The sequence below is a fragment of the Methanosarcinales archaeon genome, from assembly GCA_014859725.1.
Taxonomy (GTDB): domain Archaea; phylum Halobacteriota; class Methanosarcinia; order Methanosarcinales; family Methanocomedenaceae; genus Kmv04.
The window spans coordinates 1-20705 of sequence record JACUTQ010000019.1; the positions used below are offsets into that span (position 1 = coordinate 1).

A 20705-nucleotide genomic window follows, 5' to 3' on the forward strand; every position below is an offset into this window, starting at 1 on the left:
ACATAATCAATTATTACAGGTTTTCAAGTTTATATTTATGAAGAATATAATCTTAATAACATTTTATTACGAGGCTTATTGGTTTGAAACTGGATAATCTAAAAATTATATCAAGAGAAATTGGTAATCTTTTATTAATAGTATGTGCATTATCATTTCTTTCAATATCGATTTCATTCATATTCAATGAATATCGTGCAGCCCTTGGATTACTTGCCACGTCTCTTCTCTCGGGAATCGCTGGACTCTTATTAAAAGTTATATCCAGGGATGCGAATGATCTCAAATTGAAACATGCTATGGCTATCTCATCCATAGCATGGCTTGTTATACCTCTATTCAGTGCTCTCCCCTATATAATAGTAGAAGGGATGTCCCCGTTAAATTCGTTTTTTGAAGCAGTCTCCGGATGGACCGGTACCGGGCTAAGTATGATCGTTGCTCCATCAAATCTTACCCATACCATACAGTTCTGGCGGTCTCTCACTCAATGGGTCGGTGGTGTCGGTGTCATTGTCCTGATGCTCAGCATAATAACCCGGCCGGGTACTATCATGTTCTATTTATATCGTGCTGAGGGACGGGAAGAACGAATCTTTCCACATATCATGGATACAGTAAGAATGATCTGGTGGATATACCTTATTCTTACATTTATTTCAATATTGATTCTCCTGGCGGCGGGATGCCGTGGTGGGATTCAATTAATCATGCCATGGTCGCCATAGGAACAGGAGGTTTTTCAATCAAAGATGCAAGTATAGCCTCATATAATAATCCTTTAATTGAATTAGCTCTCATTCCAATAATGATGATGGGTGCGGTTTCATTCCTCGTCCATTATAAAATATTGAAAGGCAATCCGGCTGAATTTCTGAGGGATCTACAGTGCCGTGCTTTACTGATTGTAATTATCGTGGCTGCGTTTGGTCTTGCACTGGAAAATTATTTCCATTTCAGCGATTGGTTAATATCATCGCGGTATTCGCTATTCCAGGTTGTTTCAGCCCTGACATGCACCGGCCTGCAAACCGGAAAAATTCACTATTGGAGTCCCACTGCTCAGATTATACTCATTCTAGTAATGCTGCTGGGTGGCGCTGCTGGTTCAACAGCTGGCGGTATTAAACTTATTCGTGGTGTTGCTCTATATTCGGGAATAGATTGGTGGTTCAAAAAGATTACAATGCCGGAAAAAGCAGTTGTTGTTCATAAGTTTGGCGAGAAGGTGCTGTCAAATGATAATATAAACGCCTTACTCAGCGAAGCCGCACTTATTACATTTCTGTGGTTTATTTTTCTCATTCTCGGAATATTTGTTATGCTCCATGTCACCCCCTCAATTTATAATCTGGATGACATGATATTTGAAGTGGTATCAGCACAGAGCAATGTGGGTCTATCCACTGGAATCACGTCTCCCGATATGATCTGGCCTGGAAAACTTATGCTGATATTCAATATGTGGATCGGACGGTTAGAAATCATTCCAGTTATTATAATGTTCAAGCTTATATTCCGGGGATTTGAATAACAGAGGGTGGAAATGATTTTACTATCCTTGCTTAATTAAAATATGGGAATCTGGACTATGTCAATGGATATTTGAGGGTTTGCCATTCTTCTTAAAAATACTTTAAATGCGGTTTTACTTTATATACCATGAAAAATTATTTACTTGTGAAGTCCATAAAATCATAAAAAACTAAATGGAGACTACCTTATGGTACTGCCTGATAAATTCAAATGTGTAATTACTAACTGGGATTATATTTACAACCTGACCCGCAATGTTGCAAACGAGATCAAGAGATCTGGTTATGAACCTGACATCATTATCGCATTGGCAAGAGGAGGATGGTTCCCTGGCAGAGTGCTATGTGATTTCCTTGGATTGAATGACCTGACCAGCTTGAAGATAGAACATTATCTGGGTACTGCTGCTGCAAGCGGTCAACCTGAGATAATATATCCTTTGACTGAAAATTCAGTGACTGGTAAGAAAGTCCTCATTGTGGATGATATTGTGGATACTGGAAAGAGCATAATCCATGCTAAGGAGTATGTTAAGACCCAAGATGCTCAGGAGATCCGTACGGCTGCGCTTCAATATTTATTTACTTCAGAGATGGTCCCTGATTATCTGGGTGAGAAGGTAGAAGAATGGGCATGGATCGTATATCCCTGGAACTTTGTTGAAGATATGATTGATATTATCAGCAAGTTGATGATAAAAGAAAAAAAGGATGCTCTGACATTAGATGATATCCGCAGTGGGTTGTATCATTATCATATGATTGATCCAATAAATTTTGAGATAGCGCAGCCTGGCAGACTGCATGAAGTAATGAATGAGATGGAACGCATCAAAATAGTCGAAACGAAAAGTGTTAACGGCAGTACATGCTGGAGTTTCTTACCTGAATGAGGTTATGTGATATGATAAAAAATACGGCAGAAGTGGCTATTATTGGCGGAAGCGGTGTATATGATGCATCAATGCTGGATGACGCGCAAGAGATTGAAGTCGATACACCGTTTGGCAAACCGTCAGATGGCATTACTATCGGTGCTTTCGGAGATACCGATGTGGCTTTTTTAACACGTCATGGCAAAGGACACAGAATATCTCCCAGTGAATTAAACAGCAGGGCCAATATTTTTGCACTCAGGAAACTGGGGGTGTCAAAGATTATTTCGGCTTCTGCTGTGGGCAGTTTAAAGTTAGAAATGAAACCCCTTGATATTGTTATACCTGACCAGATATATGACCGTACCCGCCAGAGGGTCAGCACATTCTTTGATGACGGGATTGTAGTGCATATGGGCTTTGCGGATCCATTCTGCAGTGACCTCTCATTCAAACTGGCAGAAGTATGCAGGGAAAAGAATTATAATGTCCATAACGGGGGGACATATGTTTGTATGGAAGGGCCGCAGTTCTCAACGAGGGCCGAGTCGAAAGTGTACCAATCCTTAGGTTTTGATATCATAGGGATGACCGCCCTTCCAGAGGCTAAACTGGCCAGGGAAGCAGAGATGTGTTACGGTATGATAGCAACGGTTACTGATTATGATGTATGGCATGAAGAAGATGTTACCATCGAGACCATTATAGAAAATGCTATGAAGAACGAAGAAGCAGTACGTGAGATAATAAGGGCCGTGGTCCCGCGCATTTCCGGGGAGGACGACTGCAAATGCAGGACTTCTCTGGCAGGCACTATCACCACTGCACAGGATGCTATACCTGTTGAGACAAAACGTAGATTGGACATTCTCATTGGTAAATATCTACAATAAAAAACATTATCAAGCAAACAATTTGAACTAAACCACAAGATTGATATCAAAATAATCTATATTCATATTCAGATGTATGAAGAGACACCCAGGTTAATTAAAGATAATATTGTTGATGGAACCAGGGATATCACATCCATTGAAATGGGCTGCGATAGTGTCCAGCTGTCATGTACTACCGGGAAGATCAAGGTATGGTTTGGTAAGCAGAAAAGCAGTGATGTTGTGAGGAAGGTTATTAATTGTTTTTCTAAAATAGATTCATCATTAACTCATGAAAAGGAAATAATCTGTAATTTTGAGCAAATACCTGTATATGAAAATCATGGTTATACATTGATATCCTATGGAAAAACTCAAGGTGGATACAGAGCAATATTCAATATTCAGTTCTCAAAACAGAATGCACTGGAGCTTTTTGTTGAAAGTATAATAACAGAACTGAATGAAAGTGAAGTGAATAAAGTATTACATTGGACAGGGAGTATAGCTCGGATAATGTTGATTTTTCATGAATTAAAATCAATTGACGGATGGGATATCACAAAAATTGAATACAGGGAGGAAGAATGATGGCCAGTAGAAGATTTTCATCAAGGGTTGACAAGATCGATATTTCAGGTATCAGAAAGATGTTTGAGGGTTCCGGTCCCAATGCCATTAATCTTGGTTTAGGTCAGCCTGATTTCGATACTCCGAATCATATTAAACAGGCGGCCATAGATGCTATCATAGATGGGTTCACAGCTTATACCATGAATCTGGGAATACCTGAACTCAGGGAAGCTCTCAGTAATAAATTTAAACAAGAGAACAATTTTGAAGCTAAACCTAATGAAATTATTATAACATCGGGTGCATCGGAAGCGCTTCATATAGCTCTGTTGGCACTGGTTGAGCGAGGTGATGAAGTCCTGATTCCGGACCCAGGGTTCGTATCCTATGTATCCCTCACCGATCTGGCAGGTGCAACAGCCGTAGGTGTACCGTTAAGCGATGAAATGACACTGATCCCCGATAATGTAGTTGAGAGTATTACTGAAAAAACAAAGGTCCTGGTTATAAATTCACCATCTAATCCCACAGGCAGTGTACAATCAAGAGATGAGATACGTGGATTGTGCGAGGTTGCAGATGATCACAATATTACAATCATCTCTGATGAAGTGTATGAGCATTTTCTATATTCGGGAGAACATGTCAGTCCAGCCAGTCTTTCTGAAAATGTAGTAACAATAAATGCTACGTCCAAGACTTATGCTATGACAGGCTGGAGACTGGGTTATATGGCGGCTCCAAGTGATATTACCGAAGAAATGTTAAAGATACACCAGTACGTGCAAGCCTGTGCTAACAGTATTGCACAGAAGGCGGCCCTGGCTGCCATAACAGGTCCCCAGGACAGCGTAAGAGAGATGCGGGAAAGTTTCCGATTAAGGCGTGACATTTTGATGAAAGGATTAAAGGACCTGGGAATAAAATGCATAGAGCCTCTGGGAGCCTTCTATGCTTTTCCTGAAGTGGATAATTCCATGGAAGCTGTCCAGAAGCTGCTGGAGTCGGGAGTGATAACTGTTCCAGGTTCTGCTTTTGGGCCCAATGGTGAGGGGCATATCAGATTATCATATGCGGTGAGTGAGGATGATATCCTGAAGGCTCTAGATATTATGGGTCAGGTGCTGTAATACAATGATCATTGGGGCATCCTCTTTTGCATCCCCACTGGAAGATTTGATCGATGAGGTCGATTCTATTGAACTATATGTCCCAAAGATGGGGTTATATGAGGGGCGAAATCTTCAACATGACTGTGTACAAGAAGTGTTTGATGTTCTGTCAACCACCAGTGGCGTGACATCGGTACATGCCCCATATTATGCTGACGTTCAAACATATCCACGTGATCTATGTGTGAATACAGCTGAAATGAATATATCTGATTTCAGGTTAATGGAGGAGTCCATCGAACTGGCAGCCAATTTTCAGTCTAACGTGATGGTTGTCCACCCCGGACTGGTTGGAATTGACCGTTCTAAGAGTTTTTCAAACATGGTTGATAACCTGAAGCGATTAGCAGAGTTTGCAGATAACCATGGAGTGATGCTGGGTCTTGAAAATAAAGAGGGGACAGCATTTGGAAACCTGTGCTGTGAAGCGGTTGAACTGGTAGATGCAGTGGAACAGGTGGATTCTGATCGTCTTGGAATTACCTTTGATGTTGGCCATGCAAATCTAACTACCAGGGCTGACCAGATTCAAGTGTACAAATTCATGAAGACTGTACAAGAACATGTAGTTCACGTACACGTCCATGACAATATGGGTGTGTGGACAAGTGAATATGATGGAGATATACACATGGCGCCAGGCAGCGGAACAGTGGATCTGACAGTGATAGAAGAGTTGGGATTTGAGGGCATCCATAACCTGGAGGTCTTCACAATGGAGGACGTGATCACCGGGAAAGAGAGATTGCTGGCGCTTTAATTCAGATCGTTACCACTGCCCTCAGTATATATGTCCCATAATCTGAGCAGGCTGTTGTTGCGTAATGCAATGGATTGCTCCGAATCCATATACCAGATCATTACAGGGTATGCCAACTACTGTACGGCCCGGGAAAACGGATTTGATAATATCCAGTGCCTGATGGTCATTATTATGTCCAAAAATGGGAACCAGAACCACTGTATTTCCAATATAAAAGTTTGTATAACTTGCTGGAAGCCGTCCCTGGTCATCTCCAACAAATCCTGGCATCGGCATTTTAATGATATCCAATTGATTTTTGTCCTGATCCTTTGCCTCAAGCAGTAACTCGTAGTTTTCTTTCAGGAAGGGATAGTTATCATCAGACATGTCTTCTTCATAAGCACATACAATAGTGGTGGGATTGACAAAACGGGCAATATCATCGATATGTCCATCGGTATCATCACCCAGGATCCCGTTTCTCAGCCAGATTATATGGGTTGCTCCCAGATACTCCCTTAATTTGTCTTCGATCTCTTGCTTTTTCAGGTCAGGATTTCTATTCCTGTTCAGCAGGCATTGTTCTGTCGTGAGCAGCGTTCCCTTGCCATTCACATCTATGGAACCACCTTCCAGAACCATCTTAGAGTCAAAACACGGTAATTGCATTGTCCGGTTGATCATAGCGGGAATCGTTGCATCTCTCATAAGCTCTTCGTACTTTTCTCCCCATGCATTGAACCTCCAGCGAACCATTGCCAAGCGATCCTTCTGTTCATTAATCAGAAAAATGGGCCCGTAATCACGTATCCAGACATCTGCATAATCGAATATGAAAAAATGTATTCTATCACAATTGAAATCATTTTTTTCAAATACCCCGGTCAATCTTACTTTCATAGGTCCATCTTTTACGAAAAGATGCACCTTTTCGCTTTCATGAATGGATTTTATAATTTTTATATATATATTTTCAACGTTTTCAATTCTGTCAGGAAATGTATCAGGATCATGAGGCCATGCTAACCAGATTCCTTCGTGCTTTTCCCATTCTGCAGGCATCAGATACCCTGATTCTTCAGGAGTTTTGCCCGGCATGTCACTCTTCATAAAAATCGTTCCCCAACCGGATCAGAAAGTGGACCATACGTATCAGGGCGTCTATTTCTCAAAAAACCCCAGCCTTCCCTAATCTCTTTGTTCTTATCCAGATCCAGGTCCACTACCAGCACGTCCTCTTCTTCGTTACTGGCTCTTTTCAGCACCTTTCCAAAAGGGTCACAAACAAAAGAACTTCCCCAGAATTTCAGGCCGTTTTCTTCACCCACCCGATTGACTGCAGCAACATGGACCCCATTGGCAATGGCATGAGACCGCTGGATGGTTTCCCAGGCACCATGCCAATCATCCTCTGGCGGCATTTCATTTTTGATCCAGCCGATAGCGGTGGGATAAAATATGATCTCAGCACCCTTTAATACATTGATCCTGGCAGCCTCAGGGAACCATTGATCATAACAGATAAGTACAGAAAAGGATGTATAACGGGTCTTATGAACATGATATCCTAAATTACCAGGTTTAAAGTAATCTTTTTCGTAAAAAAAAGGGTCGTGGGGAATATGGATCTTACGATACGTTTCCATGAGTTCTCCATTATCATTGATCACCACAACTGAATTATAGTAATTCCCATCTTCGCCCCTTTCAAATAGAGGCACGATAATCACGATATTATGTTCTTTTGCCAGACAGGAAAATGCTCTGGTGGAATCTCCGGGAATTGTTTCTGCAAGTAAGGTAGCATCCTTTTTTTCTTCACATGGAAAATAGGTTGTTCGATATAACTCCTGAAGGCAGATGATCTTAGCACCCCTTTTCGCAGCCTCTCTTATTTTTTCTTCTGCATGAGCCATATTAGCGCTGATATTTTCAGAAATCTTCGTTTGGATCAATCCTATGGTTACGATATTATCGGGCGCCATTTTCATTTGACGTAAATATGAATTATTGAATTTAACACTTTCTTATTTCAAAATATATAATAAAAAAAATGTTAATATTGGAATTTCTTAGGACGCATCACCAGGGTATTAGGGAACTGGTAAAAATGATCGAAAAGTATCGGCTCGACAAAAACCTTTATCACCATCACCTCCCATAAAACCAAACACGAACCATGGATAAAAAACTCTACGTACCACACCCCGGACATTTTGAAGGCTTACAGGAGTTGCTTGCAGGTTCTAAGGACATTTATTCTATTTTCATGGCCGGCTCGCCAGATTATATCGGTACAGGTCGGGTAAATTTAGGACATGCTAGTTTGGAAGAGATCGAAAGGCATACCGAATATTGTCATAAGAACAATGTCAAGGTAGAGATGGTGCTGAACAGCTCATGCATGGGCGGAAATCAACTAAGTACCGAAGGATATAATCTTCTACATTGGTATATTGGCAATCTGGAAGATATCGGTGTGGATACATTAGTTGTTGCAGACCCCTATCTGGTGGAGTTGACAGCCCAGGAATTCAACATTCCTGTCGTGGTGAGTGTGCTGGCATTCGTGGATAGTCCCCAGAAGGCAGAATTTTATGAACAGTTAGGGGCCAGCTCTATTGTGGTGGATTCAAATGTGAATCGTCACTTCGATGTACTTGAAGCTATCAGGGATGCAGTCTCCTGCGAACTAAAATTGTTAGTCAATGAAGGTTGTCTGTACCGCTGTCCATTCAGGTATGCACATTTTAATTTCTTCTCCCACGTGAACGGCCCTCACCCGCGCCCTAATGTGCAGGATGACTATTATTACCACAAATGCCTGACAATGCGCATTCAAGACCCTTCACTACTCCTTAAATCACCATTTATCAGGCCCGAAGACCTGAAAGAATATGCCCATATCACAAATGTGTTCAAGATAGGAGGCCGCTCCCATTTCATTAATTGGATTCTTAATTGCGTCAATGCATATGCTAATGAAAGCTATGACGGCAACCTGATGGATTTGATGGACTGCCCCAAGGACCTGATAGATCTCTATAATATTCCAAACAAAGCTCTTGATGGTTCAATACAGCAGTGGAAGAAACACAGTACATTTTGCCACAAATGTGGCTACTGCCAGCGCCTTGTGGAAGAAATTGCCCTGGTATATTCAAATAAAGGCACAAAAGATGAAACACTTATACCCTGGAATACTATTAAAAAAAAGGGGATTGAAACCTAAATGACATTAAATAATCTGTTAAGAAACCGTGCTGATATCGAAAACGGAATGCGGCAACTAATAGGCCGACCAATAATGGTAACTGAGCTAGACCTTTTTGCACTTCCATGCGGATGTTCGGGATTAACAGCAAATACCAGGGGGCTGCTTGTGGATGATCTTGAAATTTTTGAGTCACACATTTTAAAACTACTTGAGGATATTTCTCAATCTTTTGAAGTCCCTTCAAAATTTGTATTTGCGAGGATAATCCCGGGTACCCAGGAAATTGCCTCACTGAATATGCGCAATCTATGTCCCCACTGCTATGCAGATTTTTCTACAACCTCTGGAAATAGGCCCAGACCAGATATATACATTTTGCAATTGATAAAACGAAAACGATAGGTTTTTTTGAAAATTTAATATATCATAAGTATTATTTATTATAACTCAAGTTTGAGTGAAATTTCGCAAAAAAATTCCCATAATAATTTGAGATTGAAAGTCCGAACCTCAGAACCCCCTTCCGTAGTTATGACCACGCTTTTTCCTGGCCTTTCGCTGATTCTTGAGAAGGTCCGGGTTAAACACCAATATATGTCGTCTGCCACTGCTATCCACTCCCAGGTCTTCGTAGTAGTCTCTTTTGTTAAGTTCTTGAACCTCTCAGGCTTAAATCAATTCCGTTCAACATGTCTTTGTCCGGAGCAGTAATGTACAGATAGTTCTTGCTACCTTCCAGATGCTTCAGGTTATCTTCTGAGACCATTCCGCGATCGAAAACCATGATAACTTTTTTTAGATTGAATTTCTTTTTCCGTGACTGTGAGTGTAAATTCATAGTCTGCACCTTATGTATATGATTAAACGTAATGAGAAAAACGTGAGGAGTAGCAATTGTAGGTAGCTATTTATAGAGGGAAAATGAAGAATTTATGTGAGAAACTGACGAAGATGGGTTATTATTATTAACCCAATGAGGTACACAATATTACAATGTGATGGGGGAAAAATATACGGCAAGATATCTATGCACTGTTTGTAAAATATACATATATGATGAAAAGAAGGGCGATCCAGAGACCAATTTAGCAGCCAGGACTACTTTTAATAATATTCCTGGTACGTGGAGATGCCCAATCTGTGGTGCTACCAGGGATTCATTGAAATTAATAGCCTCAGACGAATTAAACCAGGTACATTCCCAAAAAGAGGAATTTACTCTTGTTAAGGTAAGAAATAACGCGCTTGAAAAACTTGCAGGTCTTTGTGGAGTCTACAAGGTTTGTGACGGTAACCCTACTGGTGGTGGCGTGAGGACCGGATTTGATGTAATGAAAATGCTTGCACTGGGTGCAAATGGTGTATTGATAGGTCGGGATATGATCAGGGCAGCCGTTGGCGGCGGACCCGAAGGGATTAAACTTCACTTTGATTACCTTAGAAGTGATCTGAAACGTGGGATGGTAATGACAGGCTGTAAATCAATTGATGATATTAATTGTAGAATATTCGATAAATAATTGGAGGTATTGAAATGGGTATAGGGGAGTCTGATTGGAAATAATATCATGAAGCTGAAGATTATATCAAGTCCAAGGTATTGGACTTTTTAAATAATAACAAATTTGCCCAAGAACTGGCAGAAGGGCTTGAAACCCAAACATCTACCAGATTATTTGACTGGATAGACTATATTGGGATCCCTGAAAATTATATTGATATTAATAAGCTTACTAATTTGAATTTTAGGGAAAATAAACATAGTGAATTGCCTCAACATACCAGATTATTCCATAATTCAGGAAGTATTTTCTTTCCAGTACTTGTGCATAGAGAAGATTATTTCGAACTGGCTCTCAAGGTCGAGGATATTGATAATTTTTGCAGGGTTCATGCCTTCGGAAGCCTGATCGAGGGTGAAAAGTTCTCAAAATTAAGGAAATTGGAAGTATCACAAGAGGGAAATTATCGTTTAACAGCTGTTGAGAGGAGGGGTTATTCAGGTTTTGTTATCAGGGGATCAACAGATATTGCAGAATATCTGACTGCATTGGAATTATTTTCTTCAAGGGAACGAGGATTTGATACAAATGAGGAGGGCCTGAAAGCACTTGAAGTACTTGTGAGGAAAATGCAGCGGGAACTGCACATACCCAGGATGGCAGATGCATTTTTCAGGGCTGAAAGGAAATACTGGGAAAGCAGGAACAAGGCAGCCAGGGTTCAAAAAGCAAGGCAGGATGAACTGGGTATGGGCTGGGGGAATCATGATCATCATACTTTCAGATCCTCAAGGAGCAATTTTATTCACCTGATCTGGATATTGGAACTTATGGGTATGGTTCCAAGGGAATCCTTTTATGCCGGTGCTCAGGCTGGCTGGGGTGCACAGCTTCTGGAACACCCGGATTGCAACATAGTAGTGTTTGCAGATGTTGATATGGGTGTTGATGAGAAACAGACCGACTTTGCCCATACAGGATTAGAATCAAGGGATAAGCTGGGTACAGTTGGCCTGTGGGTTGGACTGCATGGGGAGAGTATTATGCAAGCAGGTCTCCATCACCTTGCTGCAAGGGTCGATTTTGAGAAACAGGAGAATGAACTCCCCGGACATGGTATAAAAGTTATGGCACCCTTTTCAAATTTCAAGTTCCTGAGGCAGGATTTCACTTATGGGGAAAACTGGCAGGTTAACGAGAATCGCACAAGACATCTATTGGATAATGGATTGATAACCAGGGAACAATATGATAAATTTGTAAACATCGGGGCCTTAGGCAGTCATCTTGAGAACATTGAAAGGGGACAGGGATTCAAAGGATTCAATCAAGAATCTGTGAGTGTTATTATCAACGAGACCGACCCCAGAAAAGCATCCACAAGGAGTGTATAAATTTTTCGAACGAGTGAATAGCCAGGTTTATACGATCATGCTTCTAATTAATTTGTATGCTCTTCAGGAATATCCGGAATGTGTTGTTTGATACTTCATTTTTGTTGAAGGAATCAAGAGATATTGATGACATTATCAAGATACTGCATCGTGACAGCATCGCATGTTTCATACCGCCGACTGTCCAGACAGAACTGGATGATCTGTTCTATGTAGACCGGATATCAAAAGAGCAATATGACCGGACAATGGTCAGGATCAAAAAAGCCAGTGCAGTAAATCTCGAAAATAACAGGAATTATCTTCAGAAAAGTATAACGAAAGAGTGCACCATATCAATGAATATAGAACATGGTGTGGAATCGAAAGAAGTACGAAATGACTGCAGCATCCTTACAACCGGTCTCTATAACCACATCGACCTGATACTTTCAGAAGACTTTCATTTCACATCCAGGTATACTGCAAATGTAGTGGATACAATGAGTGCAAATACCTGCAATCGATTCCAAAAGTTGTGTGAAAGTGATATATTATTGTTAGATAAAGATTCGTTTCTGGCTGCTTATCAAGAAAAAAAGGTGGATCTGGGATTAGTTGAGTCAATGAAACAGGATATCAGGAAGGATTCGAAGTTGTTGAAAAATGAATGAAATTTTTGGAGATATGAAAAGTATGTCCCACTGCGGGTTCAAATCCCCCCATCTGAGTCTACTCCCAGATGAGGAGAACAAGTATAGCATTTAGTTACAATATAAGAAAAGGAAGTTGAAAATGATGAGTTCCATTGGAAAAGAATTTATGGAAAAAACAAAGTTCCAGTATCTTGATAGGTCTGACCAATTCCGTAACATACCCCAACCTCCGTTAGAGATGGAATATGATGCATCAAGACGAGTAACGGAACTTCCCCGGCATGAAAATATTGAAATAAGAAGCTTTGATCTGAGACAGGCAATTATGGGTCGAAGAAGTATACGCGGGTATTCACAGGAACCATTAACAATTGAAGAACTGTCATATTTACTGTGGGTTACACAGGGAGTGGTTCAAGTCACACATGGTGCAACTTTCAGGAATGTGCCCTCAGCAGGTGCAAGACATGCTCTTGAAACATATCTGCTTATCAATAATGTCAAGGATGTTCCAGAAGGTATTTACAGATTTTTAGCTATCGAAAACAGACTGGTGGAAATAAACACAGATCCTGACATAGCTGACAGGGTGACACAAGGCTGTTTAGGACAGGATTTTATCAGGAAAAGTGCTGTTACTTTTATCTGGGTAGCAGATGCATATAGAATGAAATGGCGGTATGGAGAAAGAGGATACAGGTATCTTCACCTCGACGCAGGACATGTTTGCCAGAACCTGTACCTAAGTGCAGGCTCTTTAGATTGCGGTGTATGCGCCATTGCAGCTTTTTCAGACGATCATATGAACGATCTGCTTGAGCTTGATGGAGTGGAACAATTTGTAATATATATTGCATCTGTGGGGAAAAAATAAAGTTGGGTTTTGAAAACCATTATCATGGTGACTAAACTCAGCCACCAGCTGTGCAGGGGCAGTGAAAATGTACCTGTAATTCTTAGAATATCAGAGTTAAAAGACCTTATCGGGAAGTCCTAGATCTCACTGGGTACGATGGTATTGAGCTTGACGTGCTGAAGACCTTTATGTTTGACAAGATTTTCAAATATCTCTTTTATCCGTTTGCCTTCTCCCTGTAGGATTATGACTTCCATGCAATTATCATGGTTCATATGGACATGGACTGAAGATTTGATTACATCTACATATTTATGTTGGATCTCGCTCAGGACGTCCTCAATACCCCTCTGGTGGTGATTGTACGCCAGGGTTATTGTGCCTACCCGCTCACCTTCAATGCCGCTCATCCAGTCATAGTACCTGATATAACCCCTTATAGCATCCCTGATACCTTCTGAGCGGGAAGAGTAGCCTCTGTTGTTTATGATTATGTCGAATTTATTTAGCAGATTTTCGGGCAGGGATATTCCGATCCTGGTCAGGTCTTTTTCCATTGTTAGGCTCCATTAATTGATATTATCAGACTGTTTCTTTATACATGAATGTTTTGATTGACTGGTATGAAAATAAGTATATTTAAATCAATTACGTCACTAATAACAATGATTTACATGATACGCACATTCATAGCCGTGGAACTGCCTCACTCCATGAAAGAGCTCATCGAATCCATCCAGCAGGAAATGGATTTGAAAGGTCTGAAACTGGTCAAACCGGAACTTGTGCATCTGACCCTGAAATTCCTGGGCGACATTACCGAATCCCAGGTAGAACCCATCTCAACTGCCCTCTCTGAAATTCACTGCACACCTTTCAATTCCAGGATTGCCGGAGTGGGTGTGTTTCCCAATCCCAGTTACATCAAAGTGGTATGGCTGGGTGCTCACGGTGAGTTTGACCTGCTGCACAGTGAAGTGGAACGGGTACTGAAAGAATTCAGGTTCAAAAAGGATAAGGGAAAATTTACTGCTCATGCCACACTGGCCCGAGTCAAGTACCTGGACGAATCATCAAAATCACAAATAGCCCATATATTAGCCAAGCTGCAGGATGTGGACCTGGGTGAGTTGCAGGTAAAAACTATCACTTTAAAGAAGAGTACTCTTACCCCCAAAGGGCCCATATACGAGACACTAAAGGAAATTCCACTTCATGAATGATCAAGATAAAATATTATATGAGGTCCTGGCAAGGATTAAGCCTACCTCTGATGAGCAACAGAAAATGCAAGAAGTAGCTGAAAATATCATATCTCTTGTTGATAAGGTAGCTTTGGACCTTGGATTATCTGAAGTGAACGGCCTTCTTGTGGGTTCAGCAGCCAGAGGTACATGGATAACTGGTGAACACGACCTGGATATTTTTATTTCATTTCCAGACGAAACAACTGAAGCTGACCTTAAGACCGTTGGGCTGGAAATTGCCAGAAAGGTCGCTGAGGATGCTAGTGATTATGAGGAACGATACGCAGAGCATCCCTACATCCATGCCAACTTCAATGGTTTCGAGGTTGACCTGGTACCCTGTTTCAGGGTATCCAGTGCAGCACAGATAAAATCAGCAGTGGACAGAACGCCATTTCATAACCAGTTCATATTATCCAGGATCAAAGAGCTTGAAAATGACGTACTGTTATTGAAACAATTCATGAAAGGTGCCGGAGTATATGGTTCTGACCTCAAGACCGGTGGTTTTTCAGGATATCTGGCCGAGCTGCTGGTCATCTATTACGGATCATTCCTGAAGGTGCTGGTTGCCGCAGACAACTGGAAATTTGGAACCATAATAGACATAATCGGACACGGTACAAAATTACATGATGATGCCCTGGTCGTGATCGATCCAACAGACCCTGCCAGGAATGTGGCCGCAGCACTCACCCTGGACAAAATGGCAGAATTCGTCGATGCATCACGAGAGTATCTGATACGTCCTGGTCTGGCACATTTCTTCCCCCAGCCTATTGAACCTATTAACAATGAGGAATTTGAAGGTATCCTGGCTGCACGCGGGACCTCAATCGTGGCTCTGGTGTTTGACAGGCCTGATTTGGTGGATGATATTGTATATCCTCAACTGTTCATGCTCCATAAAAGTATCAGGAACCTGGTTGAACGACATGGGTTTTCGGTATTTGAAGGGGATGTGTGGGCAGGGAAGACGAAAGCTGCTGTTGTACTTGAAATGCTCACATCGTACTTACCCCCTGTAAAAAAACACCACGGTCCACCCATATTTTCCAGACAACACGCCAGGGACTTCAAGGAAAAATACGAGCATACTGGTCACTCCCGGGTATATATCGAGAACGGACGGTATATAGTTGATATACCCAGACAATATACTGATGTTGTTGACCTGATCAGGCACGAAATCCATTCATGCAAATTAGGGAAACATGTGGGTGTAAGTATCAAGTCAGGATTTTATGTGGTTAATGACTCAGAACTGTTGAAGATCAACTCTGAAAATTTCAGGGTATTTTTGAATACATTTTTTTAATTTAGAAAAAAATAAAAAAAAGCAGGCTTTGTGCCTACTTATCCATATACATAGATACTGAGTTGAATTTAATCAGTTGACCATAATCGCTGGGTCCAAGGTCCTCTTTATTTATCGACCCGGTGGCTGTAGCTTCCCTGTACAATGTATTATCGCTGTACTTCGACATAAAGTCATCGTACTTTGAAATATACTTTGAGCTGCTCTTCATAACATTACCTTCACCTGTCCATTGGGCAGCGATGGTTACGGTTTCTATAGTATAAGTATCCGTATTCGAATCAGAAACATAGAGCTCGATGTCAACAGGAGAAAGAGTTGCGGAATTAAGTTTTTTATCTATTGTAAAAACATCCTCCTGGGTAAACATATAACCCCACTTGTCAGACCAGACACCTGTATTTTCATCATATGTAAAGATATAAACAGAGATATCGGTCCCTTCATTACTCGTTGTTGCTTGAATGAATTTATCGGTATATACACCATCGTTATCTTCATACCAATCTGCATATGCAGCCATACCTTTGTCTCGATAGATTGACTTAGAATCGAATGCTTCAGCACTTATGGTCAGCGAAAGCAGAACCATAAGCACAAACATGCCTGTAAATAGTTTCTTCATATTTTATCCTCCTTATCTGATATACCCATCTTTGAAAGTGCGATAAATAATAACCGAGCACACTGGCCGGATTATCGATAGATTATTTTTCATTTCTAATCCCCTTTCCATCGCACCCCTCTGGTATACATAGTTTTATAATGGAATCATACCATATTTAGAAAAATTTACTACTAATGTATTACAAAAAATACCGCAGAGTAGTAATTATTTAAATTGATATTATTACGCGTAATACGAGGGGGAAAAAATGAAAATTCGGAGAACTATTTCTATAGATAAGAATGATCTTGCGACTCTAAAACCGATTCTTGACTCCAATGGCAATAACCTTAGTCTCGCCATCAGACAACTAATTGATAATTACCGGCTAGAGGATAATTTGAAAAAGATAACCAGTGACCAGCAAAGAGTGATCATGTTGAGAAACGAAATTATCGAGAACAAGGTTGCAAGTCTTATCCCGATCCCACTGGTCAAATGGCTGGTAAAAAGAAGCCTGGGGGTCCCTCCTCTGGGTACTTTCAGGGGTATATTGGAAAAATATCCGAGGCTGCTGGGAAAAAGTAGTTTAACTTTTGAAGAATATATCAAAGCTATCAATACCCATGGAGATATATTTGGATACCAGATCACACAGCAAACTGAGATAAGTCCGGATCTTAAGAGGATCCGCATCTCATTCGAGACCGAAGACCCTGAACACTTAAAAGGGATAGTCATTAGCTATTCATGCTTGCTGGCCCATTACCCCCTTAATTTGATAACTAAAAAGGTTGTGGAATCCCCCAGTCTCATCATAATAGACTACGAACAATGCAACAGCGAAGAAGAGGCCTACAGTTCAGTCATGGATCATTTTGGATACAACCAGATGATCATGGATGAGATATTAAATAATATCAAATTCTGGAGGAGACTCGTTTATATCCTGAAAGCTGACAATTATCAGGATATTATTATCAGCAGGGACATCTTCCTTCAACTCTTTAAATCCCATGATTTTTCTGATGACCTTTGCAGCCTTATAACCATGATATATAGCGTGTCAATTGAGGATGCGGACTGCCATGATATTATCAGATACATCTCGGAGATATGTGAGACTAACGGGCTAATAATTAGAATTGAACACAACGATAATGAAATAAAGATATTTCACAGATTCAATGAAATTGACATTATCAATATAGTAAATGACACCATAATCAGGATCCTGGAAATATCAGGCAACCACTTCAATCTCAAAAAAAGCGGAAAGGTTACCATGTTCAACAGGATGTAATAATATGTGTCTAAATCGGAATTGGGAATAATCTGAAGTTTTTTAATTATCATCCCGGTATAACTGATGTAACTCCAATGTCTGCTGTACGATCTCCATTACAGTATTAGACGGTTCATCGATTGTAATTTTCACCCTTTTGAGCAATGCTGTAAATATTGAGATAACGGAATCGGCCAGAGCCTGATAGTTATATCCCCCCCTCCAGTGCCAGTACTAGTCTCCCCCCTGACAGTTCTTCTGCCAGGGACTGCACCACTCCGGTCATTAAAGCGTAGCCCTCAGATGTCAGGTTCATGCCTGCAAGTGGATCGTCCCTGTGTCCGTCCTGTCCCGCACTTACAAATATAATATCTGGCCTGAACTGGCGGGAGACAGGTAAGAGAACTTTTTCAAATACGTACATATAATCAGCATCCCCTGCCCCATGTGGAAGGGGTACATTGATTGTAAATCCTTCTCCTTTACCAGCCCCTGCTTCATTTATTCTGCCGGTCCCCGGATAATGCGGATACTGATGAATTGAAAAATACAATACCGAATCATCCTCATAGAAAGCCTTCTGGGTCCCGTTTCCGTGATGTACATCCCAGTCAACTATCAATACTTTTTCCAGCCCCTTTGCCTGGGCATACCTGGCAGCTATGGCCACGTTATTGAACAGGCAAAAACCCATTCCCCTGTCAGGTTCAGCATGATGACCGGGGGGGCGCACCAGTGCGAACACACTATCCAGACCTCCAATTACGGCATCTACGGCAGCTATCACACCTCCCGCAGCCAGGAGTGCAGTTTTGAACGAATGTTTAGATGTTGGTGTGTCAGGGTCCAGAGGCATCCCAATTGAAGAGAAATCCTTGACCATCTGGATATAATCTGAAGAATGGATGTACCTGATCTGGCCGATATTTGCTAAAATCGGTTCGATCCTGATCAGGGAATCAATAAGAGCGGTCTTATCAAGACCATCCATTATGGCCACGAGGCGTCCGGCATTCTCAGGATGTCTGCCGATATTGTGTTTTAAAAAGTCCGTATGATATACATAACCAACCTTCATTAAATTAAAAACGATGGATGACTTAAAAAATTTATTGATTAAAGTCTGGTAAGATCGATGAAACCTGCCAGGTTGACCACGCCTACTGCAGCTACCACTTCACCTTTCTTATCTTTGATCGGAGAGACAATTACAGGAGTATCCTTATAAGGACCTTCATCAGCAAATCCGTGGACGATCTCTCCTTTTTCAAGTGCCAGTTCCAGATATTTGCCAGTATAATCGGTATCAATGACCTGGTTATTCTCGATCCTCAATCCCTTTTTGTTCTTACTTCTCATAGTAATAGGAAGCCCAACAGCAGAATATATTGCCATTGCCAATGACTCCAGGTCTTTTGATGTTGAATCTTTGGTAAGCTCTATTCCTTCCATAGTAAGATGTGAAATGAGTATCAAATATATAAAGGCTTTGAAAATATGGAACCGATTATCTCAGGCTCATACTGCATCCGGCACCCTGTCCGATCCCTTCATCAACCCTTAATTCAAGAGACGTGATGTTCTTTGCAAACCCATTACTATTGAGACCTGATCCGATCTCTGCCAGCAAATATTTGCACAAATCCTCTGCACTTACCGAAGAGATTGGCAATAGCATGACATCTTCTCTGGGCAGCATATAATGTTTGCAGCTTCTAATAACATCGATGTTATAATGTTGTGCATCTTCCGTTATCTTCAATCTGGGGTCGTTTTTTGCAACCAATACTCTATGGTCCAGGGTATCGCAAACATCCCTGACAATATTTTTAAGTTCTTCAAAATCTATTATGAATTCACCTCTCTGGCTACCTTCCACACGTACAGATACAGCATATGTGTGACCGTGTAATTTTCCGCATTTTTGATGGTCTGGAATAAAATGACAGGCAGAAAACCTGAGTTTTGCCTTCCAGCCGTCAAGTTCTATGAACAATTTTTTTTCACCTGGGAGAGGTTTAAGGACTTTTCTACCAATAAACCCTTGCTATGGCCAGAAACCAGAAGGATTATTTTTACCACAAGGCAAAGAATGAGGGGTACCGGTCCAGAGCCTCATACAAGCTCAGGCAGATCAATGAGAAACATCAGATCATAAAACCTGGTGATTCTGTGGTAGACCTGGGTGCGGCCCCGGGTGGCTGGCTCCAGATGGCAAAAGAACTCTCTGGCGGCCGCGTGGTCGGAGTGGACCTGCAAAAGATTGATCCTATTGAAGGTGTTGAGACAATGAAAGGGGATATCACATCCGAGAAGACTCTCAAAAGGATCGAGGAGATCATAGGCGAACAAGGTGCAGATGCAGTGATATGCGACGCAGCACCCAATCTTACAGGTAACTGGAGCCTGGATCACGGCCGGTCCATCGACCTGTGCCAGTCAGCACTTAATCTGGCAACACAACTACTCATGCCCGGAGGTAATTTTGTAGTAAAAGTATTCCAGGGAGACCTGTTCAAGGATTTCCTTGATGAGGTCAAGGAACATTTTGTGTACGTCAGGTCTTATACTCCCAAAGCCTCGAGAAAACAAAGTGCTGAGATCTATGTGATCGGAAAAAAATTCCTGAGTTCCAAATTGAAGAAAGGACAGAAATATGATGTAGTGATCCGGGAGATTGGCGAAAAGAGAGATGGAATCGCTAAAATAGATGATTTTGTTGTTTTTATTAAAAATGGTAAGATCGGCCAGCAAGTAAGGGTGCGCATCCGTGAAGTACAACCCAATTTTGCCTTCGCCGATATCATTGAGGAGTAAAAATTTGGGACCAGTTTTTACTCGGGCACAGTATCCATTCTCAAACAATTCG

The 20705-nt window shown here is 41.2% G+C and carries 22 protein-coding genes and 2 pseudogenes; 17 read left to right on the forward strand and 7 right to left on the reverse strand.

All coding sequences use genetic code 11. The features are described from left to right. Positions 1-83: 83 nt before the first annotated feature. The 7 genes from IBX40_02900 (at position 84) to IBX40_02930 (ending at position 5790) form a co-directional block, all read left to right on the forward strand. Entirely contained in the window at positions 84-728 is a 645-nt protein-coding gene (locus tag IBX40_02900; protein ID MBE0523272.1) for a TrkH family potassium uptake protein, read from the forward strand. Beyond that, positions 686-1534, forward strand: a complete 849-nt coding sequence (locus IBX40_02905) for a TrkH family potassium uptake protein (GenBank protein ID MBE0523273.1) — start codon at positions 686-688, stop codon at positions 1532-1534. The genes IBX40_02900 and IBX40_02905 overlap by 43 nt, the downstream gene beginning before the upstream one ends. Positions 1535-1723: 189 nt before the next feature. Further along, on the forward strand, positions 1724-2428 hold the full coding sequence (locus IBX40_02910; GenBank protein ID MBE0523274.1) for a phosphoribosyltransferase: 705 nt from the start codon (positions 1724-1726) through the stop codon (positions 2426-2428). A 14-nt stretch (positions 2429-2442) separates the two neighbouring features. Beyond that, the gene (mtnP, locus tag IBX40_02915; protein ID MBE0523275.1) at positions 2443-3303 is read left to right on the forward strand and encodes an S-methyl-5'-thioadenosine phosphorylase; all 861 of its coding nucleotides are present in this window, start codon (positions 2443-2445) and stop codon (positions 3301-3303) included. 72 nt (positions 3304-3375) lie between these two features. Next, on the forward strand, positions 3376-3876 hold the full coding sequence (locus IBX40_02920; protein MBE0523276.1) for a hypothetical protein: 501 nt from the start codon (positions 3376-3378) through the stop codon (positions 3874-3876). Next, complete coding sequence (locus tag IBX40_02925) at positions 3876-4988, forward strand: pyridoxal phosphate-dependent aminotransferase (GenBank protein MBE0523277.1); 1113 nt, start codon at positions 3876-3878, stop codon at positions 4986-4988. The genes IBX40_02920 and IBX40_02925 overlap by 1 nt, the downstream gene beginning before the upstream one ends. 4 nt (positions 4989-4992) lie before the next feature. Then, a complete protein-coding gene (locus IBX40_02930; protein ID MBE0523278.1) occupies positions 4993-5790 on the forward strand; it encodes a sugar phosphate isomerase/epimerase in 798 nt (265 codons plus the stop codon). Positions 5791-5811: 21 nt separating this feature from the next. Here the strand turns inward: IBX40_02930 and IBX40_02935 are convergent. After that, positions 5812-7766 (reverse strand): annotated as a pseudogene (locus IBX40_02935) (agmatine deiminase family protein). 188 nt (positions 7767-7954) lie between these two features. Between IBX40_02935 and IBX40_02940 the strand changes: the two are divergent. Next, on the forward strand, positions 7955-9007 hold the full coding sequence (locus tag IBX40_02940; GenBank protein ID MBE0523279.1) for a U32 family peptidase: 1053 nt from the start codon (positions 7955-7957) through the stop codon (positions 9005-9007). Next, on the forward strand, positions 9008-9394 hold the full coding sequence (locus tag IBX40_02945; protein ID MBE0523280.1) for a DUF5402 family protein: 387 nt from the start codon (positions 9008-9010) through the stop codon (positions 9392-9394). 244 nt (positions 9395-9638) lie between these two features. Here the strand turns inward: IBX40_02945 and IBX40_02950 are convergent, their stop codons facing one another. After that, on the reverse strand, positions 9639-9830 hold the full coding sequence (locus IBX40_02950; GenBank protein MBE0523281.1) for a hypothetical protein: 192 nt from the start codon (positions 9828-9830) through the stop codon (positions 9639-9641). 160 nt (positions 9831-9990) lie between these two features. Here IBX40_02950 and IBX40_02955 point away from each other — a divergent pair, with 160 nt between their 5' ends. From IBX40_02955 to IBX40_02970, 4 genes are all read left to right on the forward strand, one after another. Next, complete coding sequence (locus tag IBX40_02955) at positions 9991-10512, forward strand: alpha-hydroxy-acid oxidizing protein (protein MBE0523282.1); 522 nt, start codon at positions 9991-9993, stop codon at positions 10510-10512. Positions 10513-10592: 80 nt separating this feature from the next. Continuing rightward, entirely contained in the window at positions 10593-11888 is a 1296-nt protein-coding gene (locus IBX40_02960; protein ID MBE0523283.1) for a hypothetical protein, read from the forward strand. A gap of 56 nt (positions 11889-11944) precedes the next feature. Next, positions 11945-12541, forward strand: coding sequence for a hypothetical protein (locus IBX40_02965; GenBank protein MBE0523284.1), 597 nt, complete (start codon positions 11945-11947; stop codon positions 12539-12541). A 121-nt stretch (positions 12542-12662) separates the two neighbouring features. Beyond that, a complete protein-coding gene (locus tag IBX40_02970) occupies positions 12663-13397 on the forward strand; it encodes a SagB/ThcOx family dehydrogenase (protein MBE0523285.1) in 735 nt (244 codons plus the stop codon). 119 nt (positions 13398-13516) lie between these two features. On the opposite strand, the gene nikR is transcribed toward IBX40_02970, so the two are convergent. Then, complete coding sequence (gene nikR, locus IBX40_02975; GenBank protein ID MBE0523286.1) at positions 13517-13936, reverse strand: nickel-responsive transcriptional regulator NikR; 420 nt, start codon at positions 13934-13936, stop codon at positions 13517-13519. Between the two features lie 117 nt (positions 13937-14053). Between nikR and thpR the strand changes: the two genes are divergently transcribed. Both thpR and IBX40_02985 read left to right on the forward strand, forming a co-directional pair. Then, entirely contained in the window at positions 14054-14602 is a 549-nt protein-coding gene (gene thpR, locus IBX40_02980; GenBank protein ID MBE0523287.1) for an RNA 2',3'-cyclic phosphodiesterase, read from the forward strand. Further along, positions 14595-15944, forward strand: coding sequence for a CCA tRNA nucleotidyltransferase (locus IBX40_02985; GenBank protein MBE0523288.1), 1350 nt, complete (start codon positions 14595-14597; stop codon positions 15942-15944). Before thpR ends, IBX40_02985 begins: the two co-directional genes overlap by 8 nt. Before the next feature lie 34 nt (positions 15945-15978). Here IBX40_02985 and IBX40_02990 read toward each other — a convergent pair whose 3' ends face one another. After that, positions 15979-16569 (reverse strand): hypothetical protein, encoded by a 591-nt coding sequence (locus IBX40_02990; protein MBE0523289.1) that lies wholly within the window; start codon positions 16567-16569, stop codon positions 15979-15981. A gap of 250 nt (positions 16570-16819) precedes the next feature. Here IBX40_02990 and IBX40_02995 point away from each other — a divergent pair, with 250 nt between their 5' ends. Continuing rightward, entirely contained in the window at positions 16820-17854 is a 1035-nt protein-coding gene (locus IBX40_02995; protein MBE0523290.1) for a hypothetical protein, read from the forward strand. Positions 17855-17896: 42 nt separating this feature from the next. Here IBX40_02995 and IBX40_03000 read toward each other — a convergent pair. The 3 genes and pseudogenes from IBX40_03000 to IBX40_03010 form a co-directional block, all read right to left on the reverse strand. Next, positions 17897-18914: pseudogene (locus IBX40_03000) on the reverse strand (histone deacetylase). Between the two features lie 38 nt (positions 18915-18952). Then, the gene (locus IBX40_03005; protein MBE0523291.1) at positions 18953-19279 is read right to left on the reverse strand and encodes a DUF2111 domain-containing protein; all 327 of its coding nucleotides are present in this window, start codon (positions 19277-19279) and stop codon (positions 18953-18955) included. Positions 19280-19343: 64 nt separating this feature from the next. Further along, the gene (locus IBX40_03010; GenBank protein MBE0523292.1) at positions 19344-19832 is read right to left on the reverse strand and encodes a 6-pyruvoyl tetrahydropterin synthase family protein; all 489 of its coding nucleotides are present in this window, start codon (positions 19830-19832) and stop codon (positions 19344-19346) included. Between the two features lie 53 nt (positions 19833-19885). On the opposite strand from IBX40_03010, the gene IBX40_03015 reads away from it, so the two are divergent. Then, positions 19886-20653, forward strand: coding sequence for a TRAM domain-containing protein (locus tag IBX40_03015; GenBank protein MBE0523293.1), 768 nt, complete (start codon positions 19886-19888; stop codon positions 20651-20653). The last annotated feature ends 52 nt before the right edge of the window (positions 20654-20705 follow it).

Excerpts from the sequence above, each read along its gene's own strand:
- IBX40_02905 (MBE0523273.1), top strand. The coding sequence starts at position 686 with ATGCCGTGGTGGGATTCAATTAATCATGCCATGGTCGCCATAGGAACA.
- IBX40_02910 (MBE0523274.1), top strand. The coding sequence starts at position 1,724 with ATGGTACTGCCTGATAAATTCAAATGTGTAATTACTAACTGGGATTAT.
- IBX40_02920 (MBE0523276.1), top strand. The coding sequence starts at position 3,376 with ATGTATGAAGAGACACCCAGGTTAATTAAAGATAATATTGTTGATGGA.
- IBX40_02925 (MBE0523277.1), top strand. The coding sequence starts at position 3,876 with ATGGCCAGTAGAAGATTTTCATCAAGGGTTGACAAGATCGATATTTCA.
- IBX40_02930 (MBE0523278.1), top strand. The coding sequence starts at position 4,993 with ATGATCATTGGGGCATCCTCTTTTGCATCCCCACTGGAAGATTTGATC.
- IBX40_02940 (MBE0523279.1), top strand. The coding sequence starts at position 7,955 with ATGGATAAAAAACTCTACGTACCACACCCCGGACATTTTGAAGGCTTA.
- IBX40_02945 (MBE0523280.1), top strand. The coding sequence starts at position 9,008 with ATGACATTAAATAATCTGTTAAGAAACCGTGCTGATATCGAAAACGGA.
- IBX40_02950 (MBE0523281.1), bottom strand. The coding sequence starts at position 9,830 with ATGAATTTACACTCACAGTCACGGAAAAAGAAATTCAATCTAAAAAAA.
- IBX40_02955 (MBE0523282.1), top strand. The coding sequence starts at position 9,991 with ATGGGGGAAAAATATACGGCAAGATATCTATGCACTGTTTGTAAAATA.
- IBX40_02965 (MBE0523284.1), top strand. The coding sequence starts at position 11,945 with ATGCTCTTCAGGAATATCCGGAATGTGTTGTTTGATACTTCATTTTTG.
- IBX40_02970 (MBE0523285.1), top strand. The coding sequence starts at position 12,663 with ATGATGAGTTCCATTGGAAAAGAATTTATGGAAAAAACAAAGTTCCAG.
- nikR (MBE0523286.1), bottom strand. The coding sequence starts at position 13,936 with ATGGAAAAAGACCTGACCAGGATCGGAATATCCCTGCCCGAAAATCTG.
- thpR (MBE0523287.1), top strand. The coding sequence starts at position 14,054 with ATGATACGCACATTCATAGCCGTGGAACTGCCTCACTCCATGAAAGAG.
- IBX40_02985 (MBE0523288.1), top strand. The coding sequence starts at position 14,595 with ATGAATGATCAAGATAAAATATTATATGAGGTCCTGGCAAGGATTAAG.
- IBX40_02990 (MBE0523289.1), bottom strand. The coding sequence starts at position 16,569 with ATGAAGAAACTATTTACAGGCATGTTTGTGCTTATGGTTCTGCTTTCG.
- IBX40_02995 (MBE0523290.1), top strand. The coding sequence starts at position 16,820 with ATGAAAATTCGGAGAACTATTTCTATAGATAAGAATGATCTTGCGACT.
- IBX40_03015 (MBE0523293.1), top strand. The coding sequence starts at position 19,886 with ATGGCCAGAAACCAGAAGGATTATTTTTACCACAAGGCAAAGAATGAG.